Annotated in this window: 17 protein-coding genes; 7 read left to right on the top strand and 10 right to left on the bottom strand. The window is 73.7% G+C overall.

Features of this window, described 5'->3' with window-relative positions; translation table 11 throughout:
* Positions 1 to 90: 90 nt before the first annotated feature.
* The 3 genes from ACFVU9_RS18765 to cobU form a co-directional block, all read right to left on the bottom strand.
* Positions 91 to 870: an adenosylcobinamide-GDP ribazoletransferase gene (locus ACFVU9_RS18765; protein ID WP_387594498.1), complete on the bottom strand. Its 780-nt coding sequence runs from the start codon at positions 868 to 870 to the stop codon at positions 91 to 93.
* Between the two features lie 84 nt (positions 871 to 954).
* Entirely contained in the window at positions 955 to 2,070 is a 1,116-nt protein-coding gene (locus tag ACFVU9_RS18770) for a nicotinate-nucleotide--dimethylbenzimidazole phosphoribosyltransferase (protein ID WP_380437650.1), read from the bottom strand.
* Between the two features lie 28 nt (positions 2,071 to 2,098).
* Positions 2,099 to 2,671, bottom strand: coding sequence for a bifunctional adenosylcobinamide kinase/adenosylcobinamide-phosphate guanylyltransferase (gene cobU / locus ACFVU9_RS18775; protein ID WP_380437652.1), 573 nt, complete (start codon positions 2,669 to 2,671; stop codon positions 2,099 to 2,101).
* 96 nt (positions 2,672 to 2,767) lie between these two features.
* Here cobU and ACFVU9_RS18780 point away from each other — a divergent pair, with 96 nt between their 5' ends.
* A complete protein-coding gene (locus ACFVU9_RS18780) occupies positions 2,768 to 2,968 on the top strand; it encodes a hypothetical protein (protein WP_359967816.1) in 201 nt (66 codons plus the stop codon).
* A gap of 26 nt (positions 2,969 to 2,994) precedes the next feature.
* Here ACFVU9_RS18780 and ACFVU9_RS18785 read toward each other — a convergent pair whose 3' ends face one another.
* Positions 2,995 to 3,705, bottom strand: coding sequence for a class I SAM-dependent methyltransferase (locus ACFVU9_RS18785; protein ID WP_380437764.1), 711 nt, complete (start codon positions 3,703 to 3,705; stop codon positions 2,995 to 2,997).
* 218 nt (positions 3,706 to 3,923) lie between these two features.
* Positions 3,924 to 4,520: a DUF3043 domain-containing protein gene (locus ACFVU9_RS18790; protein ID WP_380437654.1), complete on the bottom strand. Its 597-nt coding sequence runs from the start codon at positions 4,518 to 4,520 to the stop codon at positions 3,924 to 3,926.
* 300 nt (positions 4,521 to 4,820) lie between these two features.
* Here ACFVU9_RS18790 and ACFVU9_RS18795 point away from each other — a divergent pair, with 300 nt between their 5' ends.
* A complete protein-coding gene (locus tag ACFVU9_RS18795; RefSeq protein ID WP_380437655.1) occupies positions 4,821 to 5,627 on the top strand; it encodes a PspA/IM30 family protein in 807 nt (268 codons plus the stop codon).
* 36 nt (positions 5,628 to 5,663) lie between these two features.
* A complete protein-coding gene (locus ACFVU9_RS18800) occupies positions 5,664 to 5,957 on the top strand; it encodes a hypothetical protein (protein WP_380502926.1) in 294 nt (97 codons plus the stop codon).
* Positions 5,958 to 6,055: 98 nt separating this feature from the next.
* On the opposite strand, the gene nadA is transcribed toward ACFVU9_RS18800, so the two are convergent.
* Positions 6,056 to 7,240 carry a quinolinate synthase NadA gene (nadA, locus tag ACFVU9_RS18805; RefSeq protein ID WP_380437657.1) on the bottom strand — a complete coding sequence of 395 codons (1,185 nt, stop codon included), beginning with the start codon at positions 7,238 to 7,240 and terminating at the stop codon, positions 6,056 to 6,058.
* 389 nt (positions 7,241 to 7,629) lie between these two features.
* On the opposite strand from nadA, the gene ACFVU9_RS18810 reads away from it, so the two are divergent.
* On the top strand, positions 7,630 to 8,094 hold the full coding sequence (locus tag ACFVU9_RS18810) for an Lrp/AsnC family transcriptional regulator (protein WP_359967830.1): 465 nt from the start codon (positions 7,630 to 7,632) through the stop codon (positions 8,092 to 8,094).
* Between the two features lie 195 nt (positions 8,095 to 8,289).
* Complete coding sequence (locus ACFVU9_RS18815; RefSeq protein ID WP_380437659.1) at positions 8,290 to 9,657, top strand: pyridoxal phosphate-dependent decarboxylase family protein; 1,368 nt, start codon at positions 8,290 to 8,292, stop codon at positions 9,655 to 9,657.
* 71 nt (positions 9,658 to 9,728) lie between these two features.
* Here ACFVU9_RS18815 and ACFVU9_RS18820 read toward each other — a convergent pair whose 3' ends face one another.
* A complete protein-coding gene (locus ACFVU9_RS18820; protein ID WP_380502923.1) occupies positions 9,729 to 10,589 on the bottom strand; it encodes a GNAT family N-acetyltransferase in 861 nt (286 codons plus the stop codon).
* 244 nt (positions 10,590 to 10,833) lie between these two features.
* Here ACFVU9_RS18820 and ACFVU9_RS18825 point away from each other — a divergent pair, with 244 nt between their 5' ends.
* Positions 10,834 to 11,187 carry a HesB/IscA family protein gene (locus ACFVU9_RS18825; RefSeq protein WP_380437663.1) on the top strand — a complete coding sequence of 118 codons (354 nt, stop codon included), beginning with the start codon at positions 10,834 to 10,836 and terminating at the stop codon, positions 11,185 to 11,187.
* A gap of 96 nt (positions 11,188 to 11,283) precedes the next feature.
* Here ACFVU9_RS18825 and ACFVU9_RS18830 read toward each other — a convergent pair whose 3' ends face one another.
* Entirely contained in the window at positions 11,284 to 11,982 is a 699-nt protein-coding gene (locus ACFVU9_RS18830) for a hypothetical protein (RefSeq protein WP_380502920.1), read from the bottom strand.
* Between the two features lie 103 nt (positions 11,983 to 12,085).
* A complete protein-coding gene (locus ACFVU9_RS18835) occupies positions 12,086 to 12,295 on the bottom strand; it encodes a hypothetical protein (protein WP_380437667.1) in 210 nt (69 codons plus the stop codon).
* Between the two features lie 257 nt (positions 12,296 to 12,552).
* Here ACFVU9_RS18835 and ACFVU9_RS18840 point away from each other — a divergent pair, with 257 nt between their 5' ends.
* On the top strand, positions 12,553 to 13,530 hold the full coding sequence (locus ACFVU9_RS18840) for a carbohydrate kinase family protein (RefSeq protein WP_380437669.1): 978 nt from the start codon (positions 12,553 to 12,555) through the stop codon (positions 13,528 to 13,530).
* Here ACFVU9_RS18840 and ACFVU9_RS18845 read toward each other — a convergent pair.
* A complete protein-coding gene (locus ACFVU9_RS18845) occupies positions 13,523 to 15,019 on the bottom strand; it encodes a cysteine desulfurase/sulfurtransferase TusA family protein (protein ID WP_387594503.1) in 1,497 nt (498 codons plus the stop codon). The two genes, ACFVU9_RS18840 and ACFVU9_RS18845, sit on opposite strands and share 8 nt — an antisense overlap.
* Between the last annotated feature and the right edge of the window lie 4 nt (positions 15,020 to 15,023).

Genomic DNA, 15,023 nt, shown 5'->3' on the forward strand with positions numbered 1-15,023 from the left:
CGGCGCCGGGCGGGCAGGACCTGCGACGGTGCAGGGCTGCGGTGCTCCCCGCATGGTAGTCCGCATGGTGGGATCACGCGCCGCCCGGTGTCAGGCCAGCAACGCCAGGGCGAACAACGAGCCGGTCGCGGCGGTCTCCGCCGCGGCGCCGAGCACGTCCCCGGTGATGCCGCCGAAGCGCCGTACGCAGCGGCGGAGCAGCAGCCACGCGCAGCCGACCCCGAGGGCGAGGGCCAGGGGGAGGCGGACGGATGACGAGCCGTCAAACAGGCCGAGAATGGCCAGAAGGAGCGCCGTCGCGGCCGTCGCGGCCAGGGCGGCCGGGGGAGCGACGGTGCTCGCCACCATCGCCCCGAGTCCGCCCGGCCGCGCGGGCGGAACCGACCGCAGGCAGCCCCATGCGAGCGCGCACCGCGCGGCCACCGCGGAGCACAGGACCGCCAGCGCCCCGCGCAGCGGCGAGTGCCCGAACTGTCCGGCCAATGCGGCGATCTGGGCGAACAGGGCGAGAAGCAGCACAAGTACGCCGAAGGGCCCGATATCGGACTGCTTCATGATGCGCAGCGCGTCCTCGGCGGGCTTCCCGCTGCCCAGTCCGTCCGCGACGTCCGCGAGCCCGTCCAGGTGCAGCCCCCGGGTGAGCGCCGCGAGCACGCCCACCGCCGTGACCGCCCCGAGCAGCCCGCCCGCCCGCCAGGCGACGAGTGCCCCGGCCCCGGCCGCGATCCCGCCCAGCACGAGTCCCACGGCCGGCGCCAGCACCATGGCCCGCCCCCCGGCCGCCCGGTCCCACCGCTCGACCCGCACCCGCAGGACCGACAGCGTCCCGAACGCGAACCGCAGCCCGTCGCCCCAGCCGGCCCGCTCCACGCCGCACTTCCTAACTGTGTGAGACGGCGGACGGCGGCCCGAAACCCGAGCCGCCGTCCGCCGGTTGTCCGTACCGGTGCGCGCCTACAGCCGCCGCAGCAGGTCCGCCGCCGACGGCAGCCTCGGCTGCTCCTTGGGTGCCGCCGGCACGTACGCGCGCGGCGCCTCGTCCGCGAGCGCGTCCCCGGCGGCCTGGAGCAGCGGCAGCGCCAGCAGCGCGCCGACGCCCTCGCCCATCGTGATCCCCTGCTCCTGCATCGGCGTCAGCGTCAGGCGGTCGTACGCCTTGGCCTGGGCCGGCTCCCCGCTGGACTGCCCGGCGCGCCACCACTCCGGCGCCCGGAACGCGATCCGCTGCGCGACCAGCGCGCAGGCCGCCGAGACGACCCCGTCCAGCACGACCGGCAGCTTGCGCACGGCGGCCTGGAGCAGGAAGCCGGTGATGGCCGCGAAGTCCGCGCCGCCGGTGGCGCCGAGCAGCGCCAGCTGGTCGCCGAGGACCGGCCGGGCCCGCCGCAGCGAGTCCCGGATGGTCGCGCACTTGACCATCCAGACGCGGTCGTCGATGCCCGAGCCGCGCCCGGTCACCGCGGCGGCGTCCGTCCCGCACAGGGCGCCGATCAGCACCCCGGCGACGGTCGTCGAGCCGACCCCGAGGTCGCCGAGGAGCACCAGGTCCGTCCCGGCGTCGGCCTCCTCGTCGGCGACGGCCATGCCGGCCCGGAAGGCCCGGACGGTCTCCTCGGGCGTGAGGGCGTCCTCGATGTCGATCCGCCCGGAGCCGCGCCGGATCCGGTGGCCGACCACCTCGTCCGGGAAGTCCGCCGGGTCGGTGTCCACCGCGACGTCGACGATCCGTACGTCGGCGCCGTACCGGGAGGCCAGCCGGGCGACCGGCGCGGTGCCGTCGAGCACGGCCCGCACCCGGGCCGCGGTGCCGCCCGCGGCGGGCAGCCGGGACACCCCGAGCGCGGCCACGCCGTGGTCGGCGGCGAACAGCAGCACCTTGGGCGCCGAGACCGGCCGCACCGGGGAGCGCCCCTGCACGGACGACAGCCAGCTGCCCAGCTCCTCCAGCTTGCCGAGCCCGCCGCGCGGCCGGTCGGCCGCCTGCCAGCGTTCGTCGGCGGCCCGCCGGGCGCTCTCGTCGGGGCGCTCGACGAGCGAGGAGAACGTATCGAGATCCACGGTCGTGTCCATCGTCCGAGAGGCTACACGCCGCAGGTGTTCACGCTGCGGCTGGCTTGACCGTCAGAACCTGCCCGGCCACGACCAGCAGCACACGCTGCGAGGCGTCCGCCACGGCCATGTTGAGCCGTCCCAGGGTGTCGCGGAAGCGGCGGCCGGCCGCGGTCGCCGGGACGACGCCCATGCCGACCTCGTTGCTCACGGCGACGACGTGCCGCCCGGTCGCCGCCCAGGCCCGTGCGAGGGCGTCGCACCGCCGCTGCACGGCGGCCTCGGCGCCGCCGGCCCAGGCCGCGTCGTCCCAGGCGCCGCACTCGTCCATCACCGAAGTCAGCCACAGCGCAAGGCAGTCGACGAGCACCGGGGCCGGATCGGCGGTGTCCGCGAGGACCGCCTCCAGGTCGCAGGTCTCGGCGGTGCGCCAGCTCGCCGGGCGCCGCTCGCGGTGCAGGGCGACCCGCTGGGCCCACTCGGCGTCGCCGTCCCGGGTGCCGCCGGTGGCGACGTACAGGACGTCCGCCCGGTCGGCGAGGAGCAGTTCGGCCTTGGTGGACTTGCCGGAGCGCGCACCGCCGAGGAGGAGCGTGCGGGAGGGTTCGGGGTGGGTCGCCATGGTTCCCATCCTGCCGGACCGGGCATACGGAAGATCGTGCCGGGCAGGCTAAGGTGCGCAGCACACTGGCAGGGTCGTCGGCGGGAGGAGCCGGGCATGGTCTGGACGTGGCGGTACGAGAAGGCGGACGGCACCGAGGTGGCGCCGGGCGTCGGGCACGAGGAGTTCGCCGGCCAGGGCGACGCCGAGACCTGGATCGGCGAGACCTGGAAGCAGCTCGCCGAGGACGGTGTCGACAACGCCGTCCTGCTGGACGACGACCGGGTCGTCTACTCGATGAGCCTGCACGAGGACTGACCGGCGCAACCGCCCGTCAGGGGGCGCTACTTGGCCCCGATGACGTGCAGCAGCGCGGCCACCTGCCGGTAGGGGTCGGTGCGCCCGGCGCGGTCCTCGGCCTCCAGCAGCTGGGCCAGCTGGCGCCCGTCCACCGGCGGGGCCGCGTCGTCGGGGGCGTTGTCGGTGAAGACCCGCACGCCGTACCAGTGCTTGAGCGGCACCGACACCTCGGAGAGCGTGACGGACAGGTCGGCGAGCCGGTCGGCGCGGGCGGCCAGTCCGAGCCGGTTGTAGTAGCGGTCGCTCTCGAACGCGTGCAGGGCGGCCCGCCAGTCCCCGGCGGCGGCGGGCCGCAGGGCGAGCGCGTCGCGGTTGCGGACGAGCAGCGAGAGCAGTCCGCCGGGCGCGAGCAGCCGGGCCAGCGAGGCGATCATCGGGTCCGGGTCGGGCAGGTACATCAGGACGCCGTGGCAGAGCACGACGTCGAAGCTGCGCGGGCCGAACCAGCGCCCGCACTGGTGGCCGTCGCCGCTGAGCAGCTGGATCCGCCCGCGGACCTCGGGCGCCTCCTCGGCGAGCGCCCCCTGGGCGACGCCGAGCGCGACCGGGTCGGAGTCGATGCCGGTGACGTAGTGGCCGGCCCGGGCCAGGCGCAGCGCCTGGGTGCCCTGGCCGCAGCCGATGTCGAGGACGCGCTGCGCGGTGCGGCCGGCCAGCTGGTCGGCGAGCTGCCGGCTGACGAGCTCCTGGCGCACGAAGTTGCGCAGTCCGCCGAGCCGGTCCAGCCACGCGGCGGTGCCGCCGGCGAAGGAGCCGCTGCGGGAGGGCAGCCGGCGCTCCTGGCCGGCCCGCTCCTGGCCCGCGCGCTCCTGGCCGAGCCGGTCGTGCCCGCCGTCGCCCTGGCCCGGCAGCGCGTAGAGGCCGGGCCCCTCCCAGGACGGCGGGGCCCAGCCGGAGTCCACCGGTTCGGCGGTCAGGGCCGCTCCCCGCGACGGACCTGCGGCTTGGGCAGCCGCAGCCGGCGCATCTGCAGGATGCGCATCAGGCCGTAGGCGACCGTTCCGCGGGTGTTCTGGCCCGCGAAGCGCTCGCCGAGCTGCTTGCGCAGGCCGAGGCCGAGGCGGACGAAGTCCAGCGCGACCAGCACGAAGAACAGCAGGAACAGCAGGGTGGACAGCAGCTGCAGGGCCGGCACCTTGACGATGCTGAGGACCAGGATGAGCACGGCCGCGGGGAGGAAGAACTCGGCCAGCGACCAGCGGGCGTCCACGTAGTCGCGGGCGAACTTGCGCACCGCGCCCTTGTCGCGCGCGGGCAGGTGGCGCTCGTCACCGTCCATGAGCGCCTGGCGCTGCTTCTCGCGCTCGACCCGCATCCGGTCGCGGGCCTGCTTGGCGGCCTCCTTGCGGTCCTTGGGCACGACCACCCGGGTACGCCGGTTGGCCTCGGCCTCACTGCGCTTGGGCGTGGGCCGGCCCTTCTTGGCCTGCGGGTCGCGGGCCTGGGTCGTCTCGTCCTGCTTCTCCAGCACGGTGGAGGCAGCGGCATCATCTGAACGGCGTCGGAACACACCACCAGCGTACGGGGTGCGGCGGCGCTTCTCGGGGCGGCCTCGGACGCAAACGCGTATCGATCCGCGAGGTGGGAACCCGCCCGGGGTTTTCCGGCCCCTTCCCGTAGGGGATCAGTCGGGTGGAGGATTGGGGGGATGAGAATGGGATCCACCCGGGGGATGAGGAAGAGGCACCCGGCGCTGTAGCAGTCTTGTTGCAGGCAGGTGCACTGCGGCGACGGGCTCGCTGCACATACACTCGTCGTGTCTGGTAACGAGATAGAGACCGCAGGCCGGAGAAGGGGGCACCCGAGGCCCATGAGCGACGGAATCATGAAGCGTATGGGGTTGATCTTCCGCTCCAAGGCGAACAAGGCCTTGGACCGGGCGGAGGATCCCCGTGAGACGCTCGACTACTCCTACCAGAAGCAGCTCGAACTGCTGCAGAAGGTACGGCGTGGCGTCGCGGACGTCGCGACCTCGCGCAAGCGCCTGGAACTCCAGCTGACCCAGCTCCAGCAGCAGTCCGCGAAGTACGAGGACCAGGGCCGCAAGGCGCTGTCGCTCGGCCGCGAGGACCTCGCGCGCGAGGCGCTGACCCGCAAGGCCAACATGCAGTCCCAGATCAACGACCTGGAGGCGCAGTACCAGGCGCTCCAGGCCGAGGAGGAGAAGCTCACGCTCGCCTCCCAGCGGCTGCAGGCGAAGGTGGACGCCTTCCGCACCAAGAAGGAGACCATCAAGGCCACCTACACCGCGGCCCAGGCGCAGACCCGCATCGCCGAGTCCTTCTCCGGGATCTCGGAGGAGATGGGCGACGTCGGCCTGGCGATCCAGCGCGCCGAGGACAAGACCGCGCAGATGCAGGCGCGGGCCGGCGCGATCGACGAGCTGCTGGCCTCCGGCGCGCTCGACGACGCGAGCGGTCTCGGCCGCAAGGACGACATCGAGGCGGAGCTGGAGCGCGTCGCCGGCGGTTCGGACGTCGAGCTGGAGCTGGCCCGCATGAAGGCCGAGCTGTCGGGCGGTCCGGCTGCCGGTCCGGCCGCGATCGAGCAGGGCAAGCCGCAGCAGCAGCCGCACGATGCGCCGCAGGACACCCCGCGCATCAACTACAACAAGTGAGCTGAGCTCCACCCACGAACCAGGGAGACGCACGGCATGATCATGAGGGTCATGGGTGAGGGGCAGTACGAGGTCGGCGAGGCCCACCTCAACCTGCTCAACGAGCTCGACGCGGAGCTCGTCACCGCGGTCGACTCGGGCGACGAGGAGCTCTTCCGCTCGGCGTACGGCAAGCTGCTGGACGCCGTGAAGCAGTACGGCACCAGGCTGCCGGACGACTCGCTGGAGCCGTCCGAGCTGATCCTGCCGGCCGCGGAGGCGACGATCGACGAGGTCCGCGCGCTGCTGATGGCCGATGACGAGGGCGTCATCCCCGGGTACCCGGAGTAGCCTTCCGCACCGCTCGGCGCCAGACGAAAGGGCGGGCCCCCTCCACTCGGAGGGGGCCCGCCCTTCGTGCGTCCGCCGCTGTTGCGGCAGGGCGAGTGTTACGGCAGGGCGAGCATCCGGTCCAGCGCCGCCTTGGCGTACCGCTCGGTCTCCGGGTCGACGGTGATCACGTTCGGCACCCGGCCCTCGACCAGCGACTCCAGCGCCCAGACGAGGTGCGGCAGGTCGATCCGGTTCATGGTGGAGCAGAAGCAGACCGCGCGGTCCAGGAAGACGATCTCCTTGTCCGGGTGCGCCTTGGCGAGGCGGCGGACGAGGTTCAGCTCGGTGCCGATGGCCCACTTGGAGCCGGGCTCGGCGGCGTCGAGCGCCTTGATGATGTACTCCGTCGAGCCGACCATGTCCGCGGCGGCGACGACCTCGTGCTTGCACTCCGGGTGCACCAGGACGGTGACGCCGGGGATGCGCTCGCGGACGTCGTTCACCGAGTCCAGGCTGAACCGGCCGTGCACCGAGCAGTGGCCGCGCCAGAGGATCATCTTGGCGTCGCGCAGCTGCTCGGCGGTCAGGCCGCCGTTCGGCTTGTGGGGGTTGTACAGGACGCAGTCGTCCAGCGAGAAGCCCATGTCGCGCACCGCGGTGTTGCGGCCGAGGTGCTGGTCGGGCAGGAACAGGACCTTCTGCCCCTGCTCGAAGGCCCACTCCAGGGCGCGCTTGGCGTTGGAGGAGGTGCAGATGGTGCCGCCGTGCTTGCCGGTGAAGGCCTTGATGTCGGCGGAGGAGTTCATGTACGAGACCGGGACGGTCACGTCGGCTATGCCGGCGTCGGTCAGCACGTCCCAGCACTCGGCGACCTGCTCGGCGGTGGCCATGTCGGCCATCGAGCAGCCGGCCGCGAGGTCGGGCAGGACGACCTTCTGGTCGTCGCCGGTGAGGATGTCCGCGGACTCGGCCATGAAGTGCACGCCGCAGAAGACGATGAACTCGGCCTCCGGGCGGGCCGCCGCGTCCCGGGCGAGCTTGAACGAGTCGCCGGTGACGTCGGCGAACTCGATCACCTCGTCGCGCTGGTAGTGGTGCCCGAGGATGAAGACGCGCTCGCCCAGCGCGGCCTTGGCCGCCCGGGCGCGCTCGACGAGGTTCGGGTCGGAGGCCGGGGGGAGGTCACCGGGGCACTCGACGCCGCGCTCGCTGTTCGGGTCGGCCTCCCGGCCGAGCAGCAGCAGAGCGAGCGGCGTCGGAGTGGGGTCGACGCCGTAGGTCTCGGTGATGGTGGTGGTCACGGGCGGGTGCCCTTCTGTGCGGCCGATCAAGCGGTGAAGCCTTTTCGTCTATCTGACACTATCTATGATAACCGGTTAGCGTCAGAGTGACGATGGCCATCCTGTCGATGTGACGAGAACCGCTTGCCGGATCGGATGCTTCCTGGCGTGGCCGAATCGGTATCCGGGCGGCTCCGGGTGTGCGCCGAGCGCCGGGGGCCGCACTCGCGAGAAGATCGTGCTGCCGGTGACCTGAACCACGAGTGGCGCCCTGGTGTACGCCTCCCGGTCATCTGTCAGCGGTGAACTCGCTCATGTCATCCGCCAGAATGGATGCCGAACCGTTTCGGCAGACCGGCCACTGCCGTCCCGTCCGCCGATCCCCGCACGACCCGTGGAGCCCCGCACCGATGAGCAGCAGCCGAGCGCACGAGGTGACCGGGGCGGACCTGGACGAGACCGACCGGCTGCTCCTCGCCCGGCTCGGCAGCGACGGCCGTGCCTCCTACGCCGAGATCGGCCTCCAGGTGAACCTCTCCGCCACCGCCGTCCGCCGCCGGATCGACCGGCTGCGGGCGCGCGGGGTGGTCCGCGGCTTCACCGTGGTGCTCGACCCGGCCGTGCTCGGCTGGCAGACCGAGGCCTTCGTCGAGGTGTACTGCCGCGAGCGGACCGCCCCCGAGGAGATCCTCGCGAGCCTGCGCCAGTTCCCCGAGGTGGTCGCCGCCTGGACGGTCACCGGCGACCCGGACGCCCTGGTCCACCTGCGCGCCGCCGACATGCGCCACCTGGAGGCCGTCATCGAGCGCATCCGCCGCGAGCCCGGGGTCCAGCGCAGCCGCTCCTCCGTCGTCCTGTCCCAGCTGATCGGCTGACCCGGACGGCCCTCTCCGGGGCGTACGCAGGAATCCTGCGCGGACCGGCCCGAAGACGCTCGAAACCTGCCTGACCAGCCGCGTTCCGACGCGCGGCCCACCCCCTTCGCTGCCTACGCTGATCACGTCCGGTCAGCGCGGTGAACGCTCCCCGCCCGGCCGGATCCCCCGACCCCACAGCCGAGAGGGACAGCCGTGTCCGCAGCACCCGACCGCATGCACCGGCCCGACAACGACCTGGTCGACCTGGTATTCGACTACATGCGGGAGCGGCTGCAGTACGACCCCGTCCCGCTCGACCACCCCGGCGACGGCGAGCACCTGCGCGCCCAGCTGGCCGGCCTGCTGAACCCCGAGGGCAACAGCCCGGCCGACGTGCTCAAGCTCTACGACCACGAGCTGTCCCGCGCCGTCATCTCCGCCGACAGCCCGCGCTACCTGTCCTTCATCCCGTGCGCCCCCACCAAGGCCGCGCTGCTGTTCGACATGGTCGTCTCCTGCGCCTCCCTCCAGGGCATCTCCTGGCTGGAGGCGGCCGGCGCGATCGCCGCCGAGAACCAGGTGCTGCGGCTGATCGCCGACCGCGCGGGCCTGCCCGAGACGGCCGGCGGCTGCTTCGTCTCCGGCGGCTCGGCGGGCAACCTGTCCGCCCTGGTCGTGGCCCGCGACACCGCGCGCCGCAAGCTGGGCGTCGGGCCGGAGGCACGCCTGCGCATAGCCGTCGCCGACCAGGTGCACTCCTCGGTCAAGAACACCTTCAACATCATCGGCGTCGAGGCCTTCAAGGTCCCGACCGTCGACCGGCGGTTCACCGGCGAGGCGCTGCGCGCGGCCCTGGCCGCCGACCCGAACCCCGAGACGGTGATCGCGGTCGTCGGCACCGCCGGCACCACCAACGAGGGCATCGTCGACGACCTCCAGGGCCTCGCCGAGGTCGCCCGCGAGCGCGACATGTGGTTCCACGTGGACGGCGCCTACGGCGGCGCGGGCCTGTTCGCCCCCTCGGTCCGGGCCCGCTACAACGGCATCGAGCACGCCGACTCCTTCGTGGTGGACCCGCACAAGTGGCTGTTCGCCCCGTTCGACTGCGCCGCGCTGATCTACCGCAACCCGCAGCTCGCCCGGGCCGTCCACACCCAGGACGCCTCCTACCTCGACGTCCTGCACACCGAGGGCGACGAGTGGAACCCCACCGACTACGCCTACCACCTGACCCGGCGCGCCCGCGGCCTGCCGCTCTGGTTCTCGCTCGCCGTGCACGGCACCCAGGCGTACACCGACGCCATCGAGACCGGCCTCAAGCTGGCGCAGGACACCGCCCGGCTGATCCGCGACACCGAGCACCTGGAGCTGCTGTTCGACCCGCAGCTCTCCGCGGTCTGCTTCAAGCGCACGGGCTGGACCAACGACGACTACTACCGCTGGTCGCAGCAGCTGCTCGCGGACCAGATCGGCTTCGTCACCCCCACCGGCTGGGACGGCGAGACGGTCGCCCGCTTCGCCTTCCTGCACCCGGGCACCACGATGGAGATGGTCCGGGAGATCCTGGACACCATGGCCTGAGCCCCGCACACCTCACCGCGGCCCCGCCGGAGCACCTCCGGCGGGGCCGCGGCGCGCCCACGGGAAGGCCGCTACAGGAAGGCCCCGTTCGGCAGGTACGGCGCCGGCGGCCGCATCCCGTGCAGGCCGACGTAGCCCCCGGGCTCCGGGCTGAGCCCCACCTCCAGGCCGACGTCCAGCGCCCACTCCTGCTCGGCGGTGAGGAAGTCCACCCGCGCCCGCACCCCCTCCGGCACCCGGGCCAGCGCCTCGCGCAGCAGCCGGGCGGCGATCCGCTTGGAGGTGGCGGCCAGCAGCTTCACCTCGCCGCCGTCGCGGTAGCAGTAGCCGCTGCCGGCCAGCGCGTCGGCGATCAGCAGCTCCTCGAAGTGGCCGAGCATCAGCTCGTGGTCCGGCCCGTGCGCCGAGCCGCGCAGGCGCCGGTCCACCGAGTCCAGCAGGTGCAGGTGGGTCGCGTTGCCGCGGTGCACCGGGATGTCCCCGGGGTCGACCAGGCCGGCCCGGTCCACCCGGCCGTCCAGCCGCATCGCCGGGTGCAGCGTGAACCCGGCCAGCCGGTAGCGGCGGGCCGCCGCCGCGGACTGCGGCACGCACACCATCCCGCGCAGGCACCCGCGCCCGTGGGCCGCCGCCCGCTCCAGCAGCAGCCGCCCGACGCCCTTGCCCTGCGCGTGCGGCCGGACGGCGAACAGGGACGGCATCCACAGCCCCTCCCGGCGCATCGACAGCACCACGCCGACCGCCTCCCCGGCGCTCTCGGCGAGCCAGCAGCCCGACGGATCCGTGCGGGCCAGGTGTCTGGTGCGCGCCGACTGGACCGGCGTCGGTGCCGCGCCCGGGGTGCTGGGCCCGGAGGCGGCGGACGAGGCGAGGGCGATCTCCTGGACGGCCTCCGCGTCGGCGGCGGTGTCCCTGACCTGGCGCAGGATCATGCTCACCATCCTGGCGTCCGCGGCGCCGCCGCGAGGCCGCTTCGCCCGGATCGGGGGCTCGGGCGGTGCCCGCTCCATCCGGGTTGTGCGAGCATGGGAACCGTAGGGGACGCGGGTGGCACACCCGGCCCACGGAAAATCCGCCGCCGAGAGGCCGCAAAACCACAGCCGTCAGGGAAATGAATCCGGACGGCCTTTGGTTGGCACTGGCGGCAGACCGTTCTCAAAGACCGGGAGAAAGCAGATGACCGTCCAGGACGAGACCACCGTAGAGAGTGGCATCCTCCTCACCGATGCCGCCGCGGGCAAGGTCAAGGCCCTGCTGGAGCAGGAAGGCCGCGACGACCTCGCGCTGCGTGTCGCCGTCCAGCCCGGTGGCTGCTCCGGCCTGCGTTACCAGCTGTTCTTCGACGAGCGCTCGCTCGACGGCGACGTCGTCAAGGACTTCGGCGGTGTGAAGGTCGTCACCGACCGGATGAGCGCCCCGTACCTGGGCGGCGCCACCGTCGACTTCGTCGACACCATCGAGAAGCAGGGCTTCACGATCGACAACCCGAACGCCACGGGCTCCTGCGCCTGCGGCGACTCGTTCAGCTAGGCCCCGGCGGCCCAGCGCTCGAACGACTGACGAAGGCGGCCCCGGGGAGCACCCCGGGGCCGCCTTCGTCGTGCCCGCGTCCGGCTACTTCTCCCGTTACTTCGCGGCGCCGTCCGGCGAGACCGGGTCCGGGCCCATGTGCGGGTCCGCCTCCAGCGGGAGCGCGTTGCCGGTGGACAGGTCGTTCACCGTCCGCCCCGCCAGCGGCGCGCGCAGGTCGGCCGTCACCGTCTGCCGCTTGGCCAGCTCGCTGCACACCTGCCCGGACTTCACCGGCGCCGCCACGACGACCTTGACGTCCACCTGGCCCGGGTGCGACTCGTCCGCCTTCAGCGCGTACTGCTGGCACACCCCGCCGTAGAAGTACACGGTCAGCTTGTTGCTGCCGTCCACCCGGTAGGTGACCGCCGGACGCGCCGCCGGCGACGGCCCGTTCGGGTTCGGCTCGCCGACCGCGATGCCGGGTCCCGGGGGAGTGGCCCCCGTCGGCTGCGCCGGGGCCGGCGGCACCGAGCCCGGGGTCGTCCCGGCCGGTGGCGGAGCCGTGGCCGACGAGGCCGACCCGCCGGAGGCGCCTGCGGTGGGCGCGCCCGCGGACGCGCCGGCCGACGCGCCGTCGGACGGCACCGGCGCCACCGGGGAGCCCGTCGCCGTCGCCGCGGCCGTCGCCGTGGCCGCCGCCTCCGAGGACGACTTGCCGTCCCCGTTGCACCCGGCCACCGTCACCGCCGCCGCCAGCACCAGACCCGCCAGCGCCACCGCCCGCCGACCGCGCGGCATCCTCTCCTGCTCCATGTGCACATCCTCCCGAGGGCTCAGCGGTGCCGCCTCCGGGGCCGCTCCGCGCGGATGTGACGTGGCCCGGACGGATCCGGTTCCGTCCGGGCCCCAGGAAGCCTCAGTTGCCGTACTCGGCCATCCCCGCGACCAGCCGCTGGGCGCCGGACGGCACCCGGAAGCCGGCGAGCGAGGGGGCGCTCGGCTGGGGGCCGGCCGCCAGTAGTGGCCAGAACCGGCGCAGCCGCCGGGAGGAGTCCACCAGGGCGTCGAGCGTCTCGCCGTCCGCGTCGCCGCGCAGCACGGGGAGCGAGGAAGGGCTGGGCATCATCGGGCACCGCTCCGATCCGGGTCGTGCCGCGGCCGCACTGCCGCGGTCACCGGGGCCGGCCGGTCCGGCGCGCCCCTGCGGCCAACCTAGGACCACGTTCTTCCCGCCCACCAGTGCTACTCGGAGGTAGTACACGTTCGCCCGTAGCCGGTGCCATTTCCGGCACTCGTGGGACCTCGTGGCGCCCGCCCGGTACCGTGAACGGGTTAACAACCCCGCTCGCCCATGGCCCTGCCGCCATCCTGAGGAGACCTCCCGTGCGCATCGCCGTCGCCGGCTCGATCGCTACCGACCACCTGATGACGTTCCCCGGCCGGTTCGCCGACCAGCTGGTCGCCGAGCAGCTCCACACCGTGTCGCTGTCCTTCCTGGTCGACACCCTGGACATCCGCCGCGGGGGCGTCGCCCCGAACATCGCGTTCGGCATGGGCGTGCTCGGGCTGAACCCCATCCTCGTCGGCGCGGCCGGGGCGGACTTCGCCGAGTACCGCAGCTGGCTGGAGCGCAACAACGTGGACTGCCGGTCCGTCCACATCTCCGAGACCCGCCACACCGCCCGGTTCATGTGCACCACCGACGAGGACCACAACCAGATCGCCTCGTTCTACACCGGCGCCATGGCCGAGGCCCGCAGCATCGAGCTGAAGCCGATCGCGGACCGCGTCGGCGGCCTGGACCTCGTCCTGATCGGCGCGGACGACCCGCAGGCGATGGTCCGCCACACCCAGGAGTGCCGCACCCGCGGCTACGCCTTCGCGGCCGACCCCTCCCAGCAGCTGGCCCGCCTGGAGGGCGACGACATCCGCGAGATCGTCGACGGCGCCGCGTACCTGTTCACCAACGAGTACGAGGCCGCGCTGATCGAGAGCAAGACCGGCTGGGACGCCGACGAGATCCTCGGCCGGGTCGGCACCCGGATCACCACCCTCGGCAGCAAGGGCGTGCGCATCGAGCGCAAGGGCGAGCCCGCCATCCTGGTCGGCTGCGCCCCCGAGGAGACCAAGGCCGACCCGACCGGCGTCGGCGACGCCTTCCGGGCCGGCTTCCTCACCGGCCTCTCCTGGGACCTGGAGCTGGAGCGCGCCGCCCAGCTCGGCTGCATGCTCGCCACCCTGGTGATCGAGACCGTCGGCACCCAGGAGTACGAGCTGCGCCCGGCCGCCTTCCTGAAGCGCTTCGAGAACGCCTACGGCGCCGACGCCGCCGCGGACGTCCGCTCGCACCTGGTCAAGTAGTCCGCCGCACCAGGTAGGCCGAGCCCCGGTCGCCGCCGTAGTCGGCGGCCGGGGCCTCGCCCGCGTACTCCTGGCCGCGCATCCCGCACCAGGCCGGGATGTCGAGGCGGGCCGCCTCGTCGTCCGCCAGCACGGCGACCGTGCCGCCCACCGGCACCTCGCCGATCCGCTTGGCCAGCTCGATCACCGGCAGCGGGCAGCGCTTGCCGAGCGCGTCGATCACTGTGACTCGCCCGCTCGCCTCCGGGCGCGCCCTCCGGGTGCCCGGTGCCGACACTCCTCGCTCCCCCGCTCCTTCGCTCTCGGCACCGGCCCGCCCTTCGGCTCGGGGCGGTGACCCCACGGCCGGCTCCGGCGCCGGCAGGTCCAGCCCGAGCGGCGCCCGGACGCCGGCCACCAGCTCCGGCAGGACGGTCAGGAACCGCTCGACGTCCGCCTCGGCCGTCCCGTACGGCAGCGAGACCCGGACGTTCCCCTCGGTGAGCACCCCCATCGCGGCCAGCACGTGGCTGGGCGTCAGCGTGGACGAGGTGCAGGACGAGCCGGAGGAGACGGCGAAACCGGCCCGGTCCAGCTCGGTCAGCAGCACCTCGCCGTCCACGTACAGGCAGGAGAAGGTGACGATGTGCGGCAGCCGCCGCACCGGGTCGCCGACCACCTCGACCTCGGGCACCAGCTGCGGCACCCGGCCCCGGATCCGCTTCACCAGCGCGTGCAGCCGGGCGTTCTCCCGCTCGGCCTCGGCCCGTACGGCCCGCAGCGAGGCGGCGGCCGCCACGATCGCCGGGACGTTGACGAAGCCGGGCACCCGGCCGCCCTCGCGCTCGTCGGCCGGCAGCGGCGAGGCGTACCGGACGCCCTTGCGCACCGCCAGCACCCCGACCCCGGGCGGCCCGCCCCACTTGTGCGCGCTTGCGGCCAGCAGCGACCACCCGGCGGGCACGCCGACCCGGCCGGCGCTCTGGGCGGCGTCGACCAGCAGCGGGACCCCGGCCTCGCGGCAGAGCCCGGCGACCTCCTCGACCGGCTGGACCGTCCCCACCTCGTGGTTGGCGCTCTGCAGCACGGCCAGCGCGGTGTCCTCCCGGAGCAGCCCGGCGAAGCCGTCCGCGGCGACCCGGCCGGCCCGGTCCACCGGCGCCACCGAGACGGATCCGCCGGCCGCCTCGTGCTTCTCGGCGACGTGCAGCACGCTGGAGTGCTCCACCGCCGAGTGCACCAGGTGCCCGCCGCGCCGCCGGTTCCCGGCCAGCGCGCCCAGCATGCCGAGCTGGACGGCCTGCGTGCCGCTCGCGGTGAAGGAGATCTCGTCGGGCCGGGCGCCGAGCACCTCGGCGACCGTCTCGCGGGAGGCGTCCAGCAGCATCCGGGCCTGCCGTCCGGACCGGTACAGTCGCGCCGGATCGGCCCACCCCTCGTCCAGCGCGGCGGTCAGGGCCTGCCGCGCGACGGGGTGGAGCGGCGCCGTCGAAGCCACGTCGAAGTACACGGTC

This window comes from Kitasatospora sp. NPDC057936, assembly GCF_042887525.1.
Taxonomy (GTDB): domain Bacteria; phylum Actinomycetota; class Actinomycetes; order Streptomycetales; family Streptomycetaceae; genus Kitasatospora.